Below are 21,155 nucleotides of genomic sequence, written 5' to 3'. Positions count from 1 at the left end.
CGCCCGGTTTGGTCGCATCGTAGATGCACCCAACCCGGTTGGGCCAGGCAGCGCGCGGGGCGCGCTGCGGTTGCGACGGGTCAGGCGGCGGTCATCAGGCAGGCGACGTCCAGCATACGTGCGGAGAAACCCCATTCATTGTCGTACCAGCCAAAGACGCGGACCTGGTTCGCGCCGACCATGCGGGTCTCTGGTCCAGCGATGACCAGCGACTCGGGACGGGCGCGCAGATCGGAGGAGACCAACGGCATATCGGTCCATCCCAGAACAGGCGACGCGTCGATGCGATCGCGCAGAGCCTCGTCGAAGGTCTCTGCGTCAAGGCTGCGGTCCAGTGTGACAATCAGATCGATGGCCGAAACACTGGCCGTTGGCACCCGTACCGCCGCGCCTGAGATGCGCCCGGCCAAATGCGGTAGTACGACATCGATCAAGTGAATCGCGCTTGACGTGGTTGGGACCATCGACAGCGCACCTGCGCGCGAGCGGGCAAGGTCACCGCGCGGGGCATCCACCATCGGTTGGCTGTTAGTATAGCAGTGGATCGTCGTCATGTGGCCCGTGGTGATCCCGCCGATGTCATCCAGAACCCGGACCAGAGGCGCCAGCCCGTTGGTGGTGCAGGACGCGTTCGAGACGACATGAGCGCCGCCCAATTGATCCTCATTGGCGCCAAGGACCACGGTCACCTCGGCGGCGGGAGAGGGGCCGGAGATCAGCACTTTGCCCGCCCCGGCGGCCAATCCGCGTCGTGCCACGTCGGATGTCCGCGCGATGCCGGTGCAGTCCAGCAGGACATCCACGCCAGACAGGTCGATATTTGCAAGATCCGAGCTGTGGGTCATGGGGATGGCCTGCCCATCCACGACCAGTGCGCTGTTTCCCTCGGAGACGTCCCCGGCATAGGGGCCGAAGGTGCTGTCGTATTTGAACAGGTAAGCACAGGTTGCCAGCGGTGCGATGTCGTTGATCAGCACCAACTCAATATCCGATCCTTGCGGCATGGCCAGAACCTGCCGCAGGATCGTGCGGCCAATTCGGCCGAATCCATTGATCGCGAGTTTCATGCGCAAGCTATGGCAGGCGTCTCAGGCGACCTCAATGAAAGTATTGTACCAATTTCAGTTGCAGCTAACCTGCGAGAAAAACTGGCCCGAGATGTTCTGATACATGCTGGCCACGATGGGCCTGCAGCCGGTGGCCTGCTGAATTGCAGCAATGGCCTGCAGGGTCCGCAGGCGCGGTGGTGGGCCAAACGGGTTGAGGTTGTTGTTGTCCCGCGTGGCGCGGTAGATCACCGGCTCTTCGGCGACTTGGGTCACCGCCCATGTGCGGCTGAGAACCACGACGGACTTGGTCTCTTCCTTGGCGATGGCAGGGGCGCTTGGCGCGACGGTCAAAGTGGCAGCCGCGGCGAGGGCCAGAAGGGGCAGGCGCAGGGTCATAATGCAAACTCCTACATTCAAATGAGAATTTCCCTGATTTCACCAGATTTAGGCGCTGCTGTGAACCCTTTCGGGTCAAATTCGCAGAACCTTTGCGCGTTTCAAGCGCTCAATTTGGATTTTCTGAAGGTGCAACCGCTCGGGGCTTGGCCCGGCCCGCGCTGGGGTATATCCTTGAGGACAAATTGATTTCAGTCATGTGAGGCACAGATGAAAGCCCGGATTTCTTTGGTTTTGGCAGCTGTAGTTCTGACGGTTGGGGCGGTTCAGGCTAAACCTCTGTCACGAATTATTGCGGAAATGGGCCTCAGCCCGCAGGATTTCGAAGTGCTCAGCGCCGCCTCGACCGCGTTATTGACCAGCGGCGCTCCGTCCGTTGGGCAAGAGCGTGCATGGACCAATGATGCAACTGGTTCGAAAGGCACCGTGCGTATCGCCGCGGTACAGGGGAATTGTGTCTCGTTGCAGCATTCGGTTGAACCCGGCGGAGAAGAGCAGAACCGGCAGATTCGAACGCGACGGTGCAAGGACGCCAGTGGGAACTGGTTGCTGACGCCCTGATTCGCTTCAATAGCCTCTGCCTCGATCGATTTCGTGCAGCAGCGGCTGGCCCGAGGATAGCCGCTCAAAATTCCTGGCCACGTCTGCAAGCGCGTCCCCCAGATGCCAGCCCGAGACATGCGGCGTGATTGTCACGCCGGGATGTTGCCAAAGGGGGCTGTCCTTCGGCAGAGGCTCCTGAGAGGTTACATCCAGAACGGCATGGCCGGGCGTGCCCGCGTCCAATGCAGCGATCAATGCGGTCTCGTCGATCAGATCGCCGCGCCCTGCGTTCAGCAGATGGCTGCCGGGCTTCATCGCTGCCAATATGTCGGCACCAAACAGCCCAACGGTTTGCGGGGTCGAGGGTAGGATGGCGCAGACGTAGTCGCACTGACCAAGCAGTTCAGGCAGGGCATCCTGACCGTGCAAGCAGGTCACGCCGTCGATTTGCTTGGGTGACCGGCTCCAACCCATGACCTGAAAGCCAAGGCCCTTCAGCATGAGGGCAGTGCGCGTGCCGATAGTGCCAAGACCCAGTACACCGACCTTCGTGTCTGACGTGATGCGCGGCGCTTTTGGCGACCATTCAGACTTGCGCTGGGCGGCTTCGTAGTCTCCCAAATGGCGCTGGGCGCGGAGGACATGGGCCAGAAACCACTCGGCGATTTCTTGCGCTGGGGCGTCCGGCCTCAGGCGTGTGACACGGATATGATCGGGCAATTTGGGGTTGCCTACGATGGTTTCCACGCCAGCGCCCAGTTTCTGCACCAGTTTGAGGTTGGGCAGGCGCTCAATATGCGCATCCTGCAGCGTGCTGACCGCCACCATGGTAATTTCAGTCGGATTCCCGATCGTGTCTGGGGTGCGGACATCAGCGTCGGGCGACTGGTGCAGGACCTCTTTGGCCAAATCCGCATCGCTGATCCAGTTGGACAGGCCGGTTTCGATCAAAAGTGCCATGGGTGCCTCATGTATTGGAAATAGATGGAGGTGACGTTCCGTCACGGAACTGGACAGGGTCCGGGCAGCTAAGCCATTCTTCAGGCGAAGGTAAAGCCCGAACCGATGGGCAACGGAGGAGCGTTCATGAACATGTCATTCGGTCTGCGCGAGGAAAACCGCGCCCTTTTGCAGCGCGTCGCAGATATGATCCGCGATGATATCATGCCGCTGGAAGAGGAGTATCAGGCCGAAATCGGTAAGGGCGACCGTTGGCAATATACAGACCGTCAGGCGGAAATTCTTGAGGGGTTGAAGGCCAAGGCCAAAGCGGCCGGGCTTTGGAATTTTTGGCTGACCGACAGCGAAAAGGGCTTTGGTCTGACAACGGTCGAATACGCTTATTTCGCCGAAGAGATGGGCAAGACGCCTCTTGGGGCCGAGGTATTCAACTGCTCGGCCCCCGACACCGGAAACATGGAGGTGTTCGAGCGCTACGGCACCGAGAAGATGAAAGAGCAGTGGCTTAAGCCTCTGCTGGAAGGCCAGATTCGCTCGGCCTATTTGATGACCGAGCCGGACGTGGCCTCATCTGACGCGACAAATGTGTCAATGTCCTGTGTGCGGGATGGGGATGACTATATTCTCAATGGTGAGAAATGGTGGTCCTCGGGTGCGGGCGATCCACGCTGTAAGGTTTACATCGTGATGGTCAAAACAGGGGGCGAGGATCAGCCGAAGCATCAGCGCCAGTCCATGGTTGTGGTGCCAGCTGATGCACCGGGGATCGAGATCCTGCGGCCGATGGAAGTCTATGGCCACGACGACGCCCCGCACGGGCATATGCACATCCGGTTCAACAACGTCCGCGTCCCGGCCGAAAACATCCTGCTGGGCGAAGGGCGTGGGTTCGAAATCGCGCAAGGCCGGTTGGGACCGGGTCGCATTCACCACTGCATGCGCGCCATCGGTCAGGCCGAAAGCGCGCTTGAGCAGATGTGCAAGCGGTCGCTGCAGCGTGAGGCGTTTGGCAAGAAGCTGGCGCAGCTTGGGGCCAATTATGACATCATCGCCGAATGCAGGATGGAGATCGAGATGGCCCGTCTACTGTGCCTGAAGGCAGCGTGGTATATGGATCAGGGTGACGCGCGGGCGGCGGCGCCGTGGATCAGCCAGATCAAGGTAATTGCGCCTCAGGTCGCGCTGAAAGTCATTGATGAGGCGGTGCAGATGTTCGGGGCGCAGGGGATCAGTCAGGATACCCCGCTGGCCAATGCCTGGACCCATGTCCGCACCTTGCGCCTCGCTGATGGGCCGGACGCGGTACATCGCCGTCAGGTCGCGCGTGCGGAGCTTAGGAAATACACTCAGGAAAAGGTCTGACGCCCCGGATGGCTAACTATAATTTCGAAGATCTCTCCTATTTTCATCAGCGAGAGGACGGGGCTTTTGTCGGCAATGACCCGGCGCGTGGTCCTTGGTCGGCGGAGCATTGTCACGCAGGTCCGGTGAGCGGCCTGATCGTGCGCGCGGCTGAAACCGAGATCGGGCCCGAGAAGATGCTGACTCGCTTGACCGTGGATCTGCTGCGCCCTTTGCCCCTTGCCGGGCTGCGCGTGGCGGCTGAGACTACGCGCCATAACAGAACGCTCGCGACCACACGAGTGACTGTGCATGATCTGGATGATACCCTTTGCGCAACCGCAACCACGATGCATTTAGTGCGTCGGGACTTGGGCGTTGTGCCCAATGTCAAAACGCGGCCATTGCGCTTCGAAGATGCGGTCGAAGGCCCTTTCCCGATCGGAGAGCTACGCCATGACCTGCCCGGTTTTGCGCACTATAGCGACATTAGATACGGGGCGGGGGACAGGCACGGCGTAGGACCGAAAACCGTGTGGATGCGGACCCCGAACCTGTTGGAGGGTGAGGTGCAGTCTCCGATCCAATCGATCTGTGCCTTGGGGGATTGCGGCAATGGAATCTCATGGAATGCCCCAACGGCTGAGATGGGGTTCATGAACACCGATCTGACCATCAACATCCACCGAGAGCCCACCTCGGACTGGTTGGCCTCTCAATCCATTTCGCATTGGCAGCCCTCGGGGATCGGGATGTCTCAGTCGGTGCTGCATGACAGCCAGGGGCCTGTCGGAACGGCCCTACAAACGATTGTTCTGTTCCCACCCAAGTGATCGGTCGGCCAGTTTCTGCATCGAGACTGGAAATCGCATTGCCGAAGCGTACTTCGACGCCTATCTTGCCCTTATGCGATGGTTGTTCCCATTTCTGACCTGCTGCCTGCCGATCCCGGCCTTGGCCCACCCGCATGTCTTCATTGACACGGGGTTGGAGTTCATCGTGGACGAGGCCGGACAATTAACCCATGTCCGCGTGACCTGGGCCTATGACGAGCTGTTCTCGCTGCTGCAACTGGAGGACATGAGGTTGGATCAGGATGGCGACGGCGCGCTGACCGATAGTGAGCAGCAGTTCCTGTCAGGTTTTGATGCGCAATGGATGGAAGGCTATAACGGTGATCTGGTTGTGACCGCCGCCGGTGCCCCGGTTGCCTTGTCTGGCCCGTTGGAGCCGCATGCCACGACCGAAGATGGTCGCATCGTCACAACTCACCTACGCGCTGTCGAAGGCGGATCTGTCCCGGCTGAAGCGATTTCGGCAAAAGCCTTCGATGAAACCTATTACACCGCCTATGACGTTACCCGTCCGGTCACCGTGTCTGGCCCGGCAACTTGTCTGCTCGAACGGATTGATCCGGATATCGACGGCCAATTGGCGCAGATGCAGGCCTTTCTCCTGACCCTGGATGCAGAATACGACCTTGAGGAAAACGATATCCCGCTTGTCGGCGAAAGCTTTGCGACCGAGATTTTGATTTCATGTCCAAATACCTGATTGTTCCCGTCGCTATCGCATGTGGCCTTCTATTGTGGTTCTGGGGCAGCGGCGGTTTTGACAGCCTTGCTGCTTGGGCGGCTGGCGAACAGCGCGAATTCCAGAACCAGATCGCGCGTGCCCTTCGGGCGGCCCGCGCAGAACAACCTCAGGCGGTGGCAACTCTGTTAACCGTTTGTTTCGCCTACGGTTTCTTTCATGCCATCGGTCCGGGGCACGGCAAGGTCCTGATCGGAGGCTACGGTCTGGGCCGTCAGGTCGCCTTCTGGCGCTTGTCGGCGATCAGCGTGCTGTCGAGCCTCGGGCAGGCCGTAACAGCAGTTGTTCTGGTCTATGCCGGGGTTCTGATATTCCAGTTGTCGCGTGAGACGCTTGTGGGCACAACCGAGCAGGTGATGGCTCCGATCAGCTATGCGGCCATCGCGGCCATTGGTTTGTGGTTGGTCTATCGCGGGATGCGCAGTTTCGCGCGACGGTCTCGCAGCGATGCCGCGCAGGGGCATTCTCACGAGCATGAGCATCACCACGACCACCACCATGAGGAACGCGACCACCACCATCATCACCACGATGAGGTCTGCTCGGATTGCGGCCATCGCCACGGTCCCAGCGCGGAAGAGGTCGCCAATGTCGGGTCACTGCGTGAGGCGCTCGTGCTGATCGCGGGCGTCGCCGCGCGCCCCTGTACCGGGGCATTGTTCGTGCTGATCCTGACCTGGCAGATGGGAATCGCCATGGTCGGAGTTGCCGGAGCTTTCGCGATGGCGCTGGGCACCGCGACTGTCACAACGCTGGTCGGCTGGACGTCCTTTGGCCTGCGGGGTGGGTTGCTTGCCTCGGCCTCGGCCACGCGATTTGCGTCGATACTGGCCCCGACCATCGAACTGGTGGCAGGGCTTGTGATTGTCGTGATTGCAAGCGGTCTGTTGTTGCGCGCGATTTAAAGCGATCTAGAAAACCGGGTCAGGATAGCCAACCCGCGCCAGATACAGCCCTTGCGGCGGGCAAACCGGCCCGCAGGCGGCACGGTCTTCGGCCTCTAGCGCGTCGCGCACATCCTCGGGCGACCACGTCCCCGCGCCAACACGTTCAAGCGTTCCCACAAAGCTGCGCACCTGATTGTGCAGGAATGACCGAGCGCGCACGTGAAAATGCACCTCGGGGCCAGAGAAGCCCTGCACCTGCTCCACCCGCAACTCATCCAGAGTTTTCACCGGACTAGCCGCTTGACAGATTGAGGATCGGAAAGTGGTGAAATCATGCCGCCCGATCAACATATTCGCGCCCGCCTGCATAGCCTCGACATCCAACTGATGGTTGATCTGCCAAACCTGCCCTTTGTCATGGGTCGCAGGCGCGCGGCGTATTAGAATGCGGAACAGGTATTGACGTTCAGCCGCCGTAAAACGCGCGTGCCAGTCATCATCGACCCGAGCAGCCTGTACAATTGCCACCGGCTGCGGCTTAAGGTGATAGTTCAACGCCTCGGACAGGCGGAACGGATCCCACTCCTTGACCAGATCGCAATGCGCCACTTGCCCCAGCGCATGCACACCCGCATCGGTGCGCCCTGCGGCAGCAATGGTGTGATCGCCCGGCTGGATGCGGGATAGGGCGTGCTCAATGGCCCCTTGCACCGAGGGCAGCTCTTTCTGGCGTTGCCATCCGGCAAACGGCTCCCCTTGGTATTCGACTTTCAAAGCATATCTGGGCATGGGCCGCTGGTAGCGCGCGACGCGCAAACGGGCAAGGGGGCGAAAGCGCTGGCATGTCCGGCAGCGGCTTCCTATCTTGGGCGAAACGATTATTGCGGGGCGACAATTTGGTCATCTCATCCCTGGCAGACAGTCTTGTGCGCGGCGTCGAATCCATCGGCGACAGCGTGTCCGAGACGTTTTTCGAGCCTGTCATCCGTCTGGGCGTCACCGGTCTGGCGCGCTCAGGCAAGACGGTTTTCATCACGTCGCTGGTGGCAAACCTGCTGGACCGGGGCCGCATGAGCGGCCTGGTTGCGCAGCAAGAGGGGCGCATCAACGCGGCCTACTTGCAACCGCAGCCAGACGACACGGTCCCGCGGTTCGACTACGAATCTCACCTCTCCGACCTCACAGGCCCACAACCGCACTGGCCCGAAAGCACACGCGCCGTGTCCGAGCTGCGCCTGTCGTTCAAGGCGCGACCGGCCGGATTGCTGGCAGGGCTTCAGGGACCGCGCACCGTTCATCTGGACATCGTGGACTATCCCGGCGAGTGGCTTCTGGACCTCGCGCTGCTGGACAAATCCTACGCGGACTGGTCGCAGGAGACGCTGTCGCGCATCGTAAACCGTCCCGAGGCGGCCGAGTTTCTGGCGCAGGCTCGTGGCACCGATCTGACGGCAACGCATGACGAGCCGACCGCGCAGGCTCTGGCCGCTGCGTTCACGACCTATCTGAACACCGCGCGGGACGCTGGTTTCTACGACTGCACGCCGGGTCGTTTTTTGTTGCCGGGCGATCTGGCAGGCTCTCCGGTTCTGACTTTTGCGCCTTTGCCTGTGTCCGAACCCTCGCGCCGTCGCACCCTGCAGCGCGAGATGGAGCGGCGCTATGAGGCTTATAAATCTCAAGTGGTGAAGCCCTTCTTCCGCGATCATTTCTCACGCATCGACCGTCAGGTTGTGCTGGTCGATGCGTTGGGCGCAATCCACAAAGGCCCGCAAGCGGTCGAGGATATGCGCCGCGCCATGGGCGATATCCTCTCGGCCTTCCGTCCGGGGCGCAACGCGTGGCTCAGCCAGTTGTTGCTGGGCAAACGGGTTGAACGCATTCTGTTTGCAGCCACCAAAGCCGACCATCTGCACCACACGCAACACCCGCGCCTGACCGCGATCATGGAGGCCCTGACCCGTGAAGCACGGGATCGGGCGAGCTTCGCTGGTGCTGAAACGGCAGCCCTGTCGCTGGCCTCGCTGCGCGCCACGACCGAAGAAATGCGCAACCACAACGGAACGGAATTGCCCTGCGTTCGGGGAACACTATTGAACAGTGGCAAACAAGCTGCCTTCTACCCCGGAGAGCTGCCGAATGATCCATCCCATCTGCTCGGCCCGGCCCGAAACGGGGCCGAGGCGTGGCTTGGCGATGATTATGGTTTCATGGCTTTCGCCCCGGCCCAGTTGACGCTACGCCCGGGCGACGGCCCGCCGCATATCCGGTTGGACCGCGCCGCGCAGTTCCTGATCGGAGACCGGCTGTGACGGTTACCCTCCGCCCCGCCCGCAGCACCGATGCCGGTGCAACCGGGGAAATCTTGCACGGGTTTTCGCGTGAGAATGACTGGATTCCCGACCTCCACAGTTGCGCTGAGACCATCGCATTTTGCGGCCGTATGATTGATCAAAGCTGGGTTACAGTCGCTGAGGTCTCGGACACAGTGGTTGGATTTTTGGCCCTGAACGGAACGGATGTGCATTCCCTGTACTTGACGCCTGCTGCGCGCGGGCAGGGGATCGGCAAGCGGTTGCTCGATCATGCGAAGGCGCAGCACTCGCGGCTGACGCTGTTTGCATTTCAGGCCAACACCGGCGCTTGCAGGTTCTATGAACGCAACGGCTTTGCCGAGGTCGCCCGAAGCGACGGGGCGGACAACGATGAAAACCTGCCTGACATCAAATATGTCTGGCGTAGTGAAGGGGCAGAGAATGGCTAAAGGCCCGGTCCTGATCGACCTCGAAACAGATGAGCCCGCCGCCGACGTGGCCAAGGCCCCTCCGGTGCCTGATCTGGCGGTACCTCAAGGGCAGGCTATGCAAAGCGCGGCGCGATTTGCCGCCCGCAAACCCTCAGCCTTGGCGCGTTGGTTCTGGGGGTTGGCGCTGGCGGTAGTCGGGGCTGCGATTTCGGTCGCCGCATGGGATTTCGCGACCTCGCTGATCGCACGCGCGCCCATTCTGGGCTGGGTTGTCACCGGTTTGATCGCAGCTTTGGTCCTTGTTGCGCTGATCATCGCCGTCCGGGAACTGGCTGCAATTGGCCGCCTGTCCCGCGTTGACGGATTGCGCCGCGCAGCGGATGAGGCCTTGGCGGATGCTGATCTGACCAAGGCGCGCGCGGTCACGACCCGTCTGATTGCCTTCTACAAAGGCCGGGATGAGACCAAATGGGGCCGTGATCGGCTGTCCGAACGTATGTCAGAACAATTCGACGCCTCTGGCCTGTTGGCTTTGGCCGAGGATGAACTGCTGGCCCCGTTGGACGCCGCCGCAAGCCGTGAGGTTGAGGCAGCAGCCCGGCAGGTGGCTACGGTCACGGCCTTGGTGCCCCTGGCCCTTGCGGATGTGGTCACGGCCCTTGCGGCCTCGTTGCGAATGATCCGGCGGGTGGCCGAGATTTATGGTGGGCGGGCCGGGTTTCTGGGAAGCTGGCGCCTGACGCGCGCCGTTTTCGTGCATCTCGTGGCGACCGGTGCGGTGGCCGTCGGCGACGATCTGCTGGAGCCTGTTCTGGGTGGATCGGTCCTCAGTAAACTGTCGCGACGCTTTGGCGAAGGGTTGGTGAACGGTGCCCTCAGCGCCCGAGTCGGAGTGGCCGCGATGGAGGTGTGTCGACCTTTGCCTTTCTCGGATCGTCACAAGCCGTCGGTCCGAACGATGATCAAAAGGGCGTTGCAGGGGCTGTTCAGTAAGACTTGATCTGACGCAAAGCGGTATGGCACGCCATTCGTCACAGTGAATGTGACAGAAAGCGAGCCATGACAGATCACGGTCACAGCCAGCAGGAAATCGAACAGAGAATTAGCGACCCGCCCGGGCGGGGCGTTTTGCGTGACATCGTGTACGGAGGCATCGACGGGTCGGTCACCACATTCGCGATCGTTGCTGGTGTTGCAGGTGCTGGGTTGTCCTCGTTCGTAATTGTCGCTCTGGGCTTGGCAAATGTGTTGGCCGACGGGTTTTCAATGGCAGTCGGCAACTATTCAGGCACCAAGGCCGAACTGGACAATATTAAACGCATTCGAGCCATCGAACAGCGTCATATCGCGCTCTACCCAGATGGCGAACGCGATGAGGTGCGCGAGATCCTTGCGCAGAAAGGTTTGTCTGGGCAGGTGCTGGAGGATGCGACAGAGGCTATCACCGCGGACCGCGAAAACTGGATCAACCTGATGATTGAGGGCGAATACGGGCTTGGCAGCGTAGATCCTCATCCGGTGAAGGCTGCGATGGCCACGTTTCTGGCCTTTCTTGTGGCCGGAATGGTTCCTTTGCTGCCGTTTCTGCTGGCTCTGGACAACGCTTTCACTGTCTCCGTCTGCATGACCATGGGGGTGTTTTTCGCCATCGGAGCGCTGAAAAGCCGGTGGTCGCTGACCCCGTGGTGGCGCTCGGGGCTTGAGACGTTTGCCATCGGCGGTGCGGCGGCTATGATTGCCTATTTCGTGGGGTCGTTGTTTCACCCTTAGCCCGATGATGTAGCGCCATTCGTCGCATGGGTCGGAGCCTCTGGACCATCGGGCATGGGCGGCTTATAAGCGCCCCCATGTATGACCGGATGGCCATCATTATTCGAATTATATCCCCGGCGCTCTGACCCTCTGAGACGCCGGGCAAAGGTGTTTGAGACTTCGCACCGACCGCTTCGATCCTAGTACGACCAGATCATCCAAAGGACGCCCCAAATGTGCGCCGACACGATCCAGACACCTGACTACAAAGACACGCTGAACCTGCCCAAGACTGAATTCCCCATGCGCGCCGGATTGCCCAAGCGCGAACCCGCATGGCTGGAGCGTTGGGAAAAGATCGGCGTCTACGACCGCCTGCGCGAGAAAGAAGGCCGTAAGCCTTTCACCCTGCATGACGGCCCACCCTACGCGAACGGTCACCTGCATATCGGCCACGCGCTGAACAAGACGATCAAGGACATGATCGTGCGATCGCATCAGATGATGGGTTTCGACGCGCGCTATGTGCCCGGTTGGGACTGCCACGGTCTGCCCATCGAATGGAAGATCGAAGAGCAGTACCGCAAGAAGGGTAAGAACAAGGACGAGGTGAACATCGTCGACTTCCGTCAGGAGTGCCGCAAGTTCGCTGAAGGCTGGATCGACATCCAGCGCGAAGAGTTCAAGCGCCTGGGCATCACCGGCAACTGGCCGGATCCCTACATCACCATGGACTACCATGCCGAGGCCGTGATTGCGGATGAGTTCATGAAGTTCTTGATGAACGGTACGCTCTATCAGGGCTCAAAACCCGTTATGTGGTCGCCCATCGAGAAGACCGCGCTGGCCGAGGCCGAGGTCGAGTATCACGATAAGGAAAGCTTCACCATCTGGGTGAAGTTCAAGGTCGTGAATGCGGGCGATTTGGATAACGCATTTGTTGTAATCTGGACCACGACCCCCTGGACCATGCCGTCTAACAAGGCGGTCGTCTATGGCAAGGACATCTCATACGGTCTCTACGAAGTCACCGGCGCGCCCGAGGAATGCTGGGCCGCTGCGGGTGACAAATTCCTGCTGGCTGACAATCTGGCCGCCGACGTGCTGGGCCGTGCGCGTCTGAATGACGACCAGTGGACGCGTGTCCGCGATGTGACCGGTGATGAGCTGGCAGGTGTGCAACTGACACACCCGCTGGCCGGGGCCGAAGGCGGCAATGGCGAATGGGATGACATCCGCGACTTCCGCGCCGCTGAGTTCGTGACCGATACCGAAGGGACCGGTTTCGTCCACTGTGCACCGTCGCACGGTATGGAGGAATTTGAGCTCTACCGCGATCTGGGCATGCTCGAGCAGGTCATCACTTATAACGTGATGGACGACGGCTCGTTCCGCGCCGATCTGCCGTTCTTTGGTGGCAAATACATCCTGTCGCGCAAGGGTGGCGAGGGTGACGCGAACAAAGCCGTCATTGACAAGCTGGTCGATGTCGGCGGACTGCTGGCGCGTGGCAAGATCAAGCACAGCTATCCGCATTCGTGGCGCTCGAAAGCGCCGATCATCTATCGCAACACGCCGCAGTGGTTTGCATCCGTTGACCGCAAGCTGGACGACGGCATGGGCGAGATGGGCGACACCATCCGCGAACGCGCCCTGCGATCAATTGATGAACTGGTGAAATGGACGCCGCAGACCGGTCGTAACCGCCTGTATTCGATGATCGAGGCGCGCCCGGATTGGGTTCTGTCGCGTCAGCGCGCCTGGGGTGTGCCGCTGACCTGCTTTACCAAGAAGGGTGCTTTGCCAACCGACGCGGATTACCTGCTGCGCAATGCCGATCTGAACGCGCGCATCAAGGCGGCGTTCGAGAAAGACGGCGCGGATATCTGGTACACCGACGGGTTCAAAGAGAAGATCCTCGACGGCATCGCCAATCCGGATGACTACGATCAGGTCTTCGACGTGTTGGACGTGTGGTTCGACTCTGGGTCCACCCATGCCTTCGTTCTGCGCGACCGTGAGGACGGCACCGAAGATGGCATCGCCGATGTCTACATGGAAGGCACCGACCAGCACCGCGGTTGGTTCCATTCGTCGATGCTGCAGGCCTGCGGCACCAAAGGCCGTGCGCCCTACCGCAACGTGGTGACCCATGGCTTCACGCTGGACGCCAAGGGCAACAAGATGTCCAAATCTCTGGGCAACACCATCGTGCCGGAAGAGGTCGTCAAGCAATACGGCGCCGATATCCTGCGTCTGTGGGTCGCTCAGACCGACTACACCGCCGACCAGCGGATCGGGCCGGAAATCCTGAAGGGCACCGCCGACAGCTACCGCCGTCTGCGCAACACCATGCGGTTCATGCTGGGATCTTTGGCTGACTTCACCGAGGCCGACCGCGTCGCCCCAGAGGATATGCCGCGTCTGGAGCGTTGGGTCCTCAGCCGCCTGGCCGATCTGGATGAGCAGGTCCGCAAAGGCTATTCAGAGTTCGATTTCCAGGGCGTGTTCAGCGCGGTCTTCACCTTTGCTACGGTTGATTTGTCATCCTTCTACTTCGACGTCCGCAAGGACGCGCTGTATTGCGACGGCGATAGCCTGCGCCGCCGTGCGGCCCGTACCGTTCTGGATATCCTGTTCCACCGCCTGACCACATGGCTGGCGCCGGTTCTGGTCTTCACCATGGAAGAGGTCTGGTTGGAGCGGTTCCCAGGCGACGACAGCTCGGTCCATCTGGTAGATTTCCCGGAGACACCGGCGGATTGGCGTAATGCCGAGTTGGAAGAAGCCGTTGCAAAGGTTCGTCGCGTACGCCGCGCCGTGACCGCAGCGCTAGAGGTTCAGCGTCAGGACAAGGTGATCGGATCCAGCCTTGAGGCCGCTCCGATCGTGCATGTCGAAGATCAGGATACTATTGCGCTGTTGGCGAGTTTTGATGTGGACGATCTTTGCATCACGTCGGGCTTGACGGTCTCCAAGAACCCGGCCCCGGCCGAAGCCTTCCGCGTGCCCGAGATTGAGGGCGTCGGTGTGGTTTTTGAGAAGGCGGAAGGCGACAAATGCCAACGCTGCTGGAAGATTCTGCCCGACGTGGGACGGCATAGTCATGCGGGCGTCTGTGGGCGCTGTGATGAAGCACTGAGCTGAATTACCTACTTGAGTGCGGTGGGCGGAGTCTTTTTGCGAGGCTCTGCCTCGCGCTCCGAGGTATTTTTGAACAGAAGAAGAGGTGGGCGCGGCGCGATATGGGTTGCGCTTTGCCTGCAAAGACTGGCAGCCTTCGGTCATGCCGATGATTGCAGTACAGACCCAGTTTGGGTGTCTTGGGGTTGAGGAACAGGACGGGGCGATTACGCGTCTTGTCTGGGACGGCGTGAGCGACGGGCCCGAGACACCTTTGTTGCGTGAAGCGGCGGCACAGTTGAAGGCCTATGATGACGGGCGGCTTGAGCGGTTTGATCTGCCCTATCATATCTCGGGGTCCGAGTTTCAGCGGCAGGTCTGTGATTTGATGTATGCGATCCCGCTCGGCGAAACCCGCACTTATGGGGATATCGCAAAGGAACTGGGCCAGCCGCCTCAGCCGGTGGGGCAGGCCTGTGGGGCGAATCCGATCCCTGTCATCATTCCGTGCCATCGTGTTCTTGCGGCCAATGGGTTAGGCGGGTTCTCGGGCGATGGCGGCGTTGAGACCAAAGTGGCCCTTTTGCTGCACGAAAAGGCGGCGGGTCTGTTGATCTGATCGGTGAAAACCTGTTGCATTCCAACGTCTCGAGCCTCACCTTGTTTCAAAAGGAGAGTTCGAAGGATCCCATTGAATGACCGACCAAGCAGAACGCGCCGCAGAAAAGAAAGCCATTATTGACCGTCTGATGTCTCTGGAGGCGCAGGAACTGGCCACGGCCCAGGCGCATTACGACGCCTTTTTGAAAGATGCCCAACTGGATGACCGAGAAGGGCATGACAAGGATGATATCGCCGCGTCGCGCGAGAATGCGGACCTTGCTGCGGCGTTTGACGCGCCGGTGCATGCGCATCATGCCAAGATCGACGTGATCGAGAACACCAATTTCGGTATCACCGATACCGTTCAGCCTGGCGCGGTCATCAAGTTCAACAATCGCCGTTTTGTTGTCTGCGTCTCGACCACTCGGTTCGACGTGGACGGCAAGACCTATATGGGTATCTCAACCCAGAGCCCGATTTATCTGGCCATGATTGGCCTGCAAGCGGGCGACGTCTTCACCCATAACGGGACTGAGTTTGAGGTTCAGGACGTTTTGTAATCCGCGCTTTTGCGTTGCGGAATGATCTGCTGCGCAATGCCTGCGAAAACCAGATACAGGCTGGTCACAACCAGCCCCCAATGCGCCCAGCTTTCCGGGTGGAAATCAACCCAGGCCGCCCATCCTGCAAAGAAGGTCCAGGCCAGTGCCATGGGCAGGGTCACGTTGCGCCAGCGTTCGGTGCGGACGGGGTGGACGAATTTCAGGGGCAGAAACATTGCGACGGCCAGAAGGGTTACCAGAATGAGGCTGACCCAAAAGTTCGGTTCGAGCGCGAAGATCACGATGACGAACATGTTCCAGCATCCGGGGAAGCCGGAGAATGAGTTATCCTTGGTCTTCATCCGTGTGTCGGCAAAGTACATGGCGCTGGCGAATGTGATGACGATGATCGCAAACCATCCGGTCCAGCCATCCATCAAGCCGGATTTGAACAGCGCATAGGCTGGTATGAACACATAGGTCAGGTAGTCGATGATCAGGTCCAACAGGACACCATCAAACTCGGGCGCGTTCTTCTTGACGTGATAGTGGCGGGCCAAGGGGCCGTCGATGCCGTCGACGATGAAGGACACCACAAGCCACAGATACATCAGGCTCCATTTTTCATCCACGGCCGCCAGCATGGCGAGCATGGCGAAAACGGCTCCGGTTGCGGTGAAAAGATGAACGGCAAGCGCTTTGAATCTAAGTGTCATGCCCGTGTCATGAAGGATGTGGGGGGCAGATGCAAAGCAAAAAGACAGTTTGGTTGCAAGGACATTGAGGATGCCGTGCTTTTGAACCTCAGGCCTTTGGGTGGGCGCGGTTGTACACCTCCATCAGCCGGGCAGTATCGACGGCCGTGTAGGTTTGGGTGGTGGATAGAGAGGCGTGGCCCAGAAGCTCTTGAATAGCGCGCAGATCCCCACCGGCCGAGAGCAGATGCGTGGCAAAACTATGCCGCATGGCATGAGGCGTTGCGGTCGCGGGTAGGCCGAGCTGCATGCGGGCCTTCGACATAACCTCTTGGATCGCGCGGGGATTGAGCGCTCCACCCCGGACACCGCGAAACAGGGCAAGGTTGTCTGATTTCGGGTGCGGGCAGAGTTGGAGATAGTGGTCCACCGCGTCGCGGGCGGCAGGAAGGACAGGGACGATCCTCTCTTTGTCGCCTTTGCCTGTAATGCGCAGGGTTGCCGGCAGGGGGGCATCTGCACCGGTCAGTGACAGCGCCTCGGAAATGCGCAACCCGCAACCGTAGAGCAGCGTCACAACAGCCACGTCACGGGCTGAGACCCAGTCATTGCTGGATTGCAACTCAACCGTTTCAATCATGGCGCGAGCTGCGTCCTCGGCCAGAGGGCGGGGGAGCTTTTTGGTGAATTTCGGCGCGCGGGTTGAAAGGACGGCAGTTGGCTCGAACCCTTCACGCTCGGCCAGCCAGCGGTAAAAGCTTTTGACGGCTGATAGTTTTCGGGCCAGAGAGCGCGCGCCCACACCGCTCTGGCGCTGATCGGCCATCCATGCGCGCATGTCCGAAACTGTGATGCGTTCGAGCGCGGCGATGCCCTGGCGGTCTCCATGGTGGAGGGTCATGAAGGAGAGGAAATCAGTGACATCCCCGCGATATGCGGTTTGGGTGTTCTGAGACCGTCCCGCCAGTGCGCCCAGGCTCTCCAACCAGTGTTGGAGGGCGTCTCGGCAAGCTGGCGAAATCAGGCTCACGACAACCAGTGGCGCATTGAGCGTTCGAACACGCCAGCAAAAAACGACAGTAGATCGGTGCCAAGTTGCGGCGTGAAGTGCCTCGGGTCCAAGGCCCCCATGACAATCAGACCGGGCAGGCGACCGGAGCCGAGATCTAGCTTCAGGCAAGCTTCGGACCTGAGTTGAGCGGCAAGAGTGCCGAATACGCGTTGGTTCGGCTTCTGGATTTCGCGCAAGATGACGTCGCGCGCAGGACCGCTGCGGTCATAGGTGAGGTATTGGTCGACAAAGCCCGGTTCGACAACGGTCAGCGTGCCCCCCAGCTTGTCGATCGCGGGGTCGTCCATAAGGGCGGTGGTTTCCAGCACCAGAGTGATGCGCTGGACCCGCAGGATTTCGGCGATATCCTGGCCAAGCACGCGCAGGAAGTCTTCGAAATCGACCGGTTCCAGAAGACGCAGAATGGCGCGGTGGACCTGATTGGTCCCGGCAAGGTTTTCATAGGCTGCGGCGATGACGGACCGGTGCGTGTCTTCCAAGCGGTCCAGTCTGGCTTCGAGCCGTTGCATGGCGATGCCGCGCAGGTCGATGACGTTGTCGCCTCGGGCTTGTTCATTGGCGTCCACCAGTGCCTGCATCAGATCTTTGTCATCCAGCAAAGCATCAGGCTTGGCCAGAATCGCGGCTCGGAGGTTGTCCTCGAGTTTTGGGTTGCTGCTCATGTCCCGTCCGGTCGTTTTTTGTTTTGGCGGCTTATAGCACGGCCAACCGGAATTACCTTGGGAAAAATGCACGTCTGGGTGGATTTCGTTTTGCGCTGTGTCCGGAGCGCTCCCGCCTGCTTGGCGCTGATCAAAGATCAGCCCCGCACAGTTGGGCCGGGCGCGGTGCCTGTCGGCACCGCGCGGTCGTGCAAAGGGTCAGAGGATTTTCTGACCGGTTTTGGCCCAGTCTGACAAGAAGGTTTCCAGGCCTTTGTCCGTCAGCGGGTGGTCGGCCAGTTTCTTGATGACGGCGGGCGGTGCGGTGATCACGTCGGCACCGATGCGCGCGCTGTCGGTCACGTGGTTCACGGTACGGATCGAGGCGGCGAGGATTTCGGTCTCGAACCCGTAGTTGTCATAGACCTGACGGATATCGGCGATCAGATCCATGCCGTCGAGATTGATGTCGTCGAGACGGCCAATGAAGGGCGAGATGAAGGTTGCGCCTGCCTTGGCTGCCAAAAGAGCCTGGTTCGTCGAGAAGCACAAGGTCACGTTGACCATCTGGCCTTCGTCGCTGAGGGTTTTACAGGTTTTCAGGCCGGCCCATGTTAGCGGTACTTTGACCGCGATGTTCGGGGCGATCTTGGCCAGCTTGCGGCCTTCGGCGATCATGTCGTCGGCCTCGGTGGCGACAACTTCGGCGGACACGGGGCCGTCGACCAGATCACAGATCTCTTTGGTGACTTCAAGAATGTCGCGACCTGACTTCAGGATCAGCGAAGGGTTGGTGGTGACGCCGTCCACCATGCCCAGGTCGTTCAGTTCGGCAATGGCGTCGATCTCGGCAGTGTCTACGAAGAATTTCATGCGGGCAGTCCTTTGATGGGTTGGCCTTGGTCGCGGATGGCTTTACCTCAAAGAGACCCCTGCTGGAACCCCCTGCATAGGATATGCTGTGAGCGCTAACGGATTTTTCGACGAAGGAGAGCTGGTTGCGGTGTTGACCACGCAGCCTCTGGACCGGACGTTGGACTACAAAGCGCCCGAGGGCGGGTGCTTTCTGGGTGCGTTTGTCGAGGTGCCATTGGGGCCGCGCAAAGTGCTGGGCGTGGTGTGGGGGCCGGGGCAGGGCGGGTTCGATCTGGCCAAGGCGCGGTCCGTGATCCGGGTACTTGAAGTTGCACCCATGCGCGAAGAGATGCGGGTGTTTCTGGGGAAAGTGGCGGACTACACGCTGACACCGATGCCTGCGATGCTGCGCCTTGCAACCCGCGCGCCGGGCTTGGGGGATCCGCCCTCGATGCGTAAGGTCTACCGGTTGGGTGCATCTGAACCGGATCGGATGACCGATGCCCGCACCCGGGTGCTTGAGGTGTTGAAAGAGTATGGCGGGCTGGCCTTCACCTTGAAGGAACTGGCCGAGCAGGCCGGGGTAACCACCTCTGTCGTCAAGGGGTTGGTCAAACTGGGCGCGGTTCGGGAAGAGGACAGCCCGCGCGATTTACCATACCCCCATCTCGATCCCGAGTTGCCCGGTAAAGACCTGACCGAGGATCAGGCGGCAGCCGTGGCGCGGCTGCAGGCGGGCCAGCGGACCGGCACCTACGGCACAACGCTGCTGAAAGGTGTGACCGGTTCGGGCAAGACGGAGGTCTATCTTGAGGCCGTCGCCGAAGCTCTGCGCATGGGGCGGCAGGCGCTGGTTCTGCTGCCTGAGATTGCGCTGACGGCCGAATTTCTAACCCGAGTCGAGGCCCGGTTTGGTGCCCGCCCGGCCGAGTGGCATTCAGGGGCTACGATGACCGAGCGTCGCCGGGTCTGGCGGATGGTCGGGCAGGGCGAGGCGCAACTTGTCGTGGGTGCGCGCTCGGCCCTGTTCCTGCCATTCCGTGACTTGGGTTTGGTTGTGGTCGATGAGGAGCACGATACCTCGTACAAACAGGAAGACGGCGTGCACTACAGCGCGCGGGACATGGCAGTTCTGCGCTCGGCCATTTGCGGCGGGCGGGTGATTCTGGCCAGCGCGACGCCTTCGTTGGAAAGCTGGGCCAATGCCGAGGCGGGCAAATATGAGCGGCTGGACCTGACCTCGCGCTTCGGGGCGGCGGTTCTGCCCGAGATGAAGCCGATCGATATGCGCGCCGAGCAGATGCAGACAGGGACGTGGATTTCCCCGTCCTTGCGGCAGGCGGTGCGGCAACGGATCGAAAAAGGCGAACAGTCGCTGCTGTTCATCAACCGCCGGGGCTATGCGCCGGTGACCCTGTGCAGGGCTTGTGGGGAGCAGATCGCCTGCGATCACTGTGACGCGCGGATGGTGGAGCATCGATTCCTCAAGCGCCTGATGTGCCATCAATGCGGCGAGACCAAACCAATGCCCGATACTTGCCCCTCTTGCGGGGTCGAAGGGAAACTGGCTCCGGTCGGGCCGGGGATCGAACGGCTGGCGGAAGAGGCCGAGGCGACTTTCCCCGAGGCCAAGATCGCTATGCTCAGCTCCGACCTGTTCGGCTCGGCCCGCGCGTTGAAGGCAAAGATCGAAGAGATCGCCGAAGGGGATGCGGATATCGTCATCGGCACGCAGCTGGTGGCTAAGGGGCATAACTTTCCCAAGCTGACGCTGGTGGGGGTCATCGATGCCGATCTCAGCCTGCATGGCGCGGATTTGCGCGCTGCTGAGCGGACGTTTCAATTGATGCGGCAGGTGGCGGGACGTGCTGGGCGCGCGGATAAGCCGGGGCAGGCGCTGTTGCAGACGTTTCAGCCCGAGCATCCGGTCATCCGCGCCATTCTGTCGGGTGATGAGGAAGGCTTCTGGAAAGCCGAGGCTGCCGGTCGCCAAGCCGCTGGTGTGCCGCCCTATGGGCGCATGGCGGGGATCGTGCTGTCTGGCCCCGAGGTCGCTCCGGTCTTTGATATCGGCAACGCGATGGCGCGCAATGATGCGCCGCTACGCGAGATTGGCGCTCAGGTCTTTGGTCCGGCCCCTGCGCCGATTGCCCGCATCCGAGGCAGGCATCGCGTGCGCCTTTTGATCAAGGCCCCCAAGGGCGCGCCCATTCAGGACGCCATCGCCCGCTGGATCGCGCCGCTGCGTCTGAAAGGCGATATCCGCCTGACCGTCGATATCGACCCGCAGAACTTCTACTGACCTCTGCACAGGCGCAGAACGGATGTGCGCTGGGATCTCTCCTCTCGCCAAAGCG

21 protein-coding genes are annotated in these 21,155 nt (G+C 60.6%); 13 read left to right on the top strand and 8 right to left on the bottom strand.

What is annotated here, in order from left to right; all coding sequences use genetic code 11:
- Positions 1–80: 80 nt before the first annotated feature.
- Both ACP15L_RS08945 and ACP15L_RS08940 read right to left on the bottom strand, forming a co-directional pair.
- The gene (locus tag ACP15L_RS08945) at positions 81–1,067 is read right to left on the bottom strand and encodes a type I glyceraldehyde-3-phosphate dehydrogenase (RefSeq protein ID WP_425083895.1); all 987 of its coding nucleotides are present in this window, start codon (positions 1,065–1,067) and stop codon (positions 81–83) included.
- 54 nt (positions 1,068–1,121) lie between these two features.
- Positions 1,122–1,445 carry a hypothetical protein gene (locus ACP15L_RS08940; protein WP_170377748.1) on the bottom strand — a complete coding sequence of 108 codons (324 nt, stop codon included), beginning with the start codon at positions 1,443–1,445 and terminating at the stop codon, positions 1,122–1,124.
- Positions 1,446–1,655: 210 nt separating this feature from the next.
- Here ACP15L_RS08940 and ACP15L_RS08935 point away from each other — a divergent pair, with 210 nt between their 5' ends.
- Entirely contained in the window at positions 1,656–2,006 is a 351-nt protein-coding gene (locus ACP15L_RS08935; protein ID WP_425083894.1) for a hypothetical protein, read from the top strand.
- 6 nt (positions 2,007–2,012) lie between these two features.
- Here the strand turns inward: ACP15L_RS08935 and ACP15L_RS08930 are convergent, their stop codons facing one another.
- Positions 2,013–2,948, bottom strand: coding sequence for a 2-hydroxyacid dehydrogenase (locus ACP15L_RS08930; RefSeq protein WP_425083893.1), 936 nt, complete (start codon positions 2,946–2,948; stop codon positions 2,013–2,015).
- A gap of 126 nt (positions 2,949–3,074) precedes the next feature.
- Between ACP15L_RS08930 and ACP15L_RS08925 the strand changes: the two genes are divergently transcribed.
- The 4 genes from ACP15L_RS08925 to ACP15L_RS08910 are packed head-to-tail and all read left to right on the top strand — an operon-like array spanning position 3,075 to position 6,787.
- The gene (locus ACP15L_RS08925; protein WP_170665768.1) at positions 3,075–4,310 is read left to right on the top strand and encodes an acyl-CoA dehydrogenase family protein; all 1,236 of its coding nucleotides are present in this window, start codon (positions 3,075–3,077) and stop codon (positions 4,308–4,310) included.
- 8 nt (positions 4,311–4,318) lie between these two features.
- Entirely contained in the window at positions 4,319–5,122 is an 804-nt protein-coding gene (locus ACP15L_RS08920; RefSeq protein ID WP_425083892.1) for a thioesterase family protein, read from the top strand.
- Positions 5,061–5,843, top strand: a complete 783-nt coding sequence (locus ACP15L_RS08915) for a DUF1007 family protein (RefSeq protein ID WP_425083891.1) — start codon at positions 5,061–5,063, stop codon at positions 5,841–5,843. The genes ACP15L_RS08920 and ACP15L_RS08915 overlap by 62 nt, the downstream gene beginning before the upstream one ends.
- Complete coding sequence (locus ACP15L_RS08910; protein WP_425083890.1) at positions 5,828–6,787, top strand: nickel/cobalt transporter; 960 nt, start codon at positions 5,828–5,830, stop codon at positions 6,785–6,787. The genes ACP15L_RS08915 and ACP15L_RS08910 overlap by 16 nt, the downstream gene beginning before the upstream one ends.
- A 6-nt stretch (positions 6,788–6,793) precedes the next feature.
- On the opposite strand, the gene truA is transcribed toward ACP15L_RS08910, so the two are convergent.
- Complete coding sequence (gene truA, locus ACP15L_RS08905) at positions 6,794–7,558, bottom strand: tRNA pseudouridine(38-40) synthase TruA (protein WP_170676998.1); 765 nt, start codon at positions 7,556–7,558, stop codon at positions 6,794–6,796.
- A gap of 107 nt (positions 7,559–7,665) precedes the next feature.
- On the opposite strand from truA, the gene ACP15L_RS08900 reads away from it, so the two are divergent.
- From ACP15L_RS08900 to ACP15L_RS08870, 7 genes are all read left to right on the top strand, one after another.
- Positions 7,666–9,081, top strand: a complete 1,416-nt coding sequence (locus tag ACP15L_RS08900; RefSeq protein WP_170677000.1) for a YcjX family protein — start codon at positions 7,666–7,668, stop codon at positions 9,079–9,081.
- Positions 9,078–9,533, top strand: a complete 456-nt coding sequence (locus tag ACP15L_RS08895) for a GNAT family N-acetyltransferase (RefSeq protein WP_170677002.1) — start codon at positions 9,078–9,080, stop codon at positions 9,531–9,533. Before ACP15L_RS08900 ends, ACP15L_RS08895 begins: the two co-directional genes overlap by 4 nt.
- On the top strand, positions 9,526–10,515 hold the full coding sequence (locus ACP15L_RS08890; RefSeq protein ID WP_170377765.1) for a YcjF family protein: 990 nt from the start codon (positions 9,526–9,528) through the stop codon (positions 10,513–10,515). Before ACP15L_RS08895 ends, ACP15L_RS08890 begins: the two co-directional genes overlap by 8 nt.
- Before the next feature lie 59 nt (positions 10,516–10,574).
- Entirely contained in the window at positions 10,575–11,285 is a 711-nt protein-coding gene (locus tag ACP15L_RS08885) for a VIT1/CCC1 transporter family protein (protein WP_170639288.1), read from the top strand.
- Between the two features lie 216 nt (positions 11,286–11,501).
- The gene (ileS, locus tag ACP15L_RS08880; protein WP_425083889.1) at positions 11,502–14,414 is read left to right on the top strand and encodes an isoleucine--tRNA ligase; all 2,913 of its coding nucleotides are present in this window, start codon (positions 11,502–11,504) and stop codon (positions 14,412–14,414) included.
- A 139-nt stretch (positions 14,415–14,553) separates the two neighbouring features.
- Positions 14,554–15,009 carry a methylated-DNA--[protein]-cysteine S-methyltransferase gene (locus ACP15L_RS08875; protein WP_425083991.1) on the top strand — a complete coding sequence of 152 codons (456 nt, stop codon included), beginning with the start codon at positions 14,554–14,556 and terminating at the stop codon, positions 15,007–15,009.
- A 76-nt stretch (positions 15,010–15,085) separates the two neighbouring features.
- Entirely contained in the window at positions 15,086–15,553 is a 468-nt protein-coding gene (locus tag ACP15L_RS08870) for a hypothetical protein (RefSeq protein WP_170377775.1), read from the top strand.
- On the opposite strand, the gene ACP15L_RS08865 is transcribed toward ACP15L_RS08870, so the two are convergent.
- The 4 genes from ACP15L_RS08865 to fsa all read right to left on the bottom strand — a co-directional run bounded on the left by ACP15L_RS08865 (position 15,538) and on the right by fsa (position 18,816).
- Positions 15,538–16,251 (bottom strand): CDP-alcohol phosphatidyltransferase family protein, encoded by a 714-nt coding sequence (locus ACP15L_RS08865; RefSeq protein WP_425083888.1) that lies wholly within the window; start codon positions 16,249–16,251, stop codon positions 15,538–15,540. The genes ACP15L_RS08870 and ACP15L_RS08865 overlap by 16 nt on opposite strands.
- Before the next feature lie 88 nt (positions 16,252–16,339).
- A complete protein-coding gene (locus tag ACP15L_RS08860) occupies positions 16,340–17,260 on the bottom strand; it encodes a tyrosine recombinase XerC (protein WP_425083887.1) in 921 nt (306 codons plus the stop codon).
- Positions 17,257–17,964 carry a DUF484 family protein gene (locus ACP15L_RS08855; protein WP_425083886.1) on the bottom strand — a complete coding sequence of 236 codons (708 nt, stop codon included), beginning with the start codon at positions 17,962–17,964 and terminating at the stop codon, positions 17,257–17,259. The genes ACP15L_RS08860 and ACP15L_RS08855 overlap by 4 nt, the downstream gene beginning before the upstream one ends.
- A gap of 198 nt (positions 17,965–18,162) precedes the next feature.
- Positions 18,163–18,816: a fructose-6-phosphate aldolase gene (gene fsa, locus ACP15L_RS08850; RefSeq protein ID WP_170719441.1), complete on the bottom strand. Its 654-nt coding sequence runs from the start codon at positions 18,814–18,816 to the stop codon at positions 18,163–18,165.
- Between the two features lie 88 nt (positions 18,817–18,904).
- On the opposite strand from fsa, the gene ACP15L_RS08845 reads away from it, so the two are divergent.
- A complete protein-coding gene (locus ACP15L_RS08845) occupies positions 18,905–21,100 on the top strand; it encodes a primosomal protein N' (protein ID WP_425083885.1) in 2,196 nt (731 codons plus the stop codon).
- Positions 21,101–21,155 lie beyond the last annotated feature (55 nt).

Origin of the sequence: Ruegeria profundi (genome assembly GCF_049800715.1) — a bacterium.
GTDB lineage: Bacteria > Pseudomonadota > Alphaproteobacteria > Rhodobacterales > Rhodobacteraceae > Ruegeria > Ruegeria profundi_A.
This window is presented reverse-complemented; position numbering and strand designations above follow the sequence as displayed.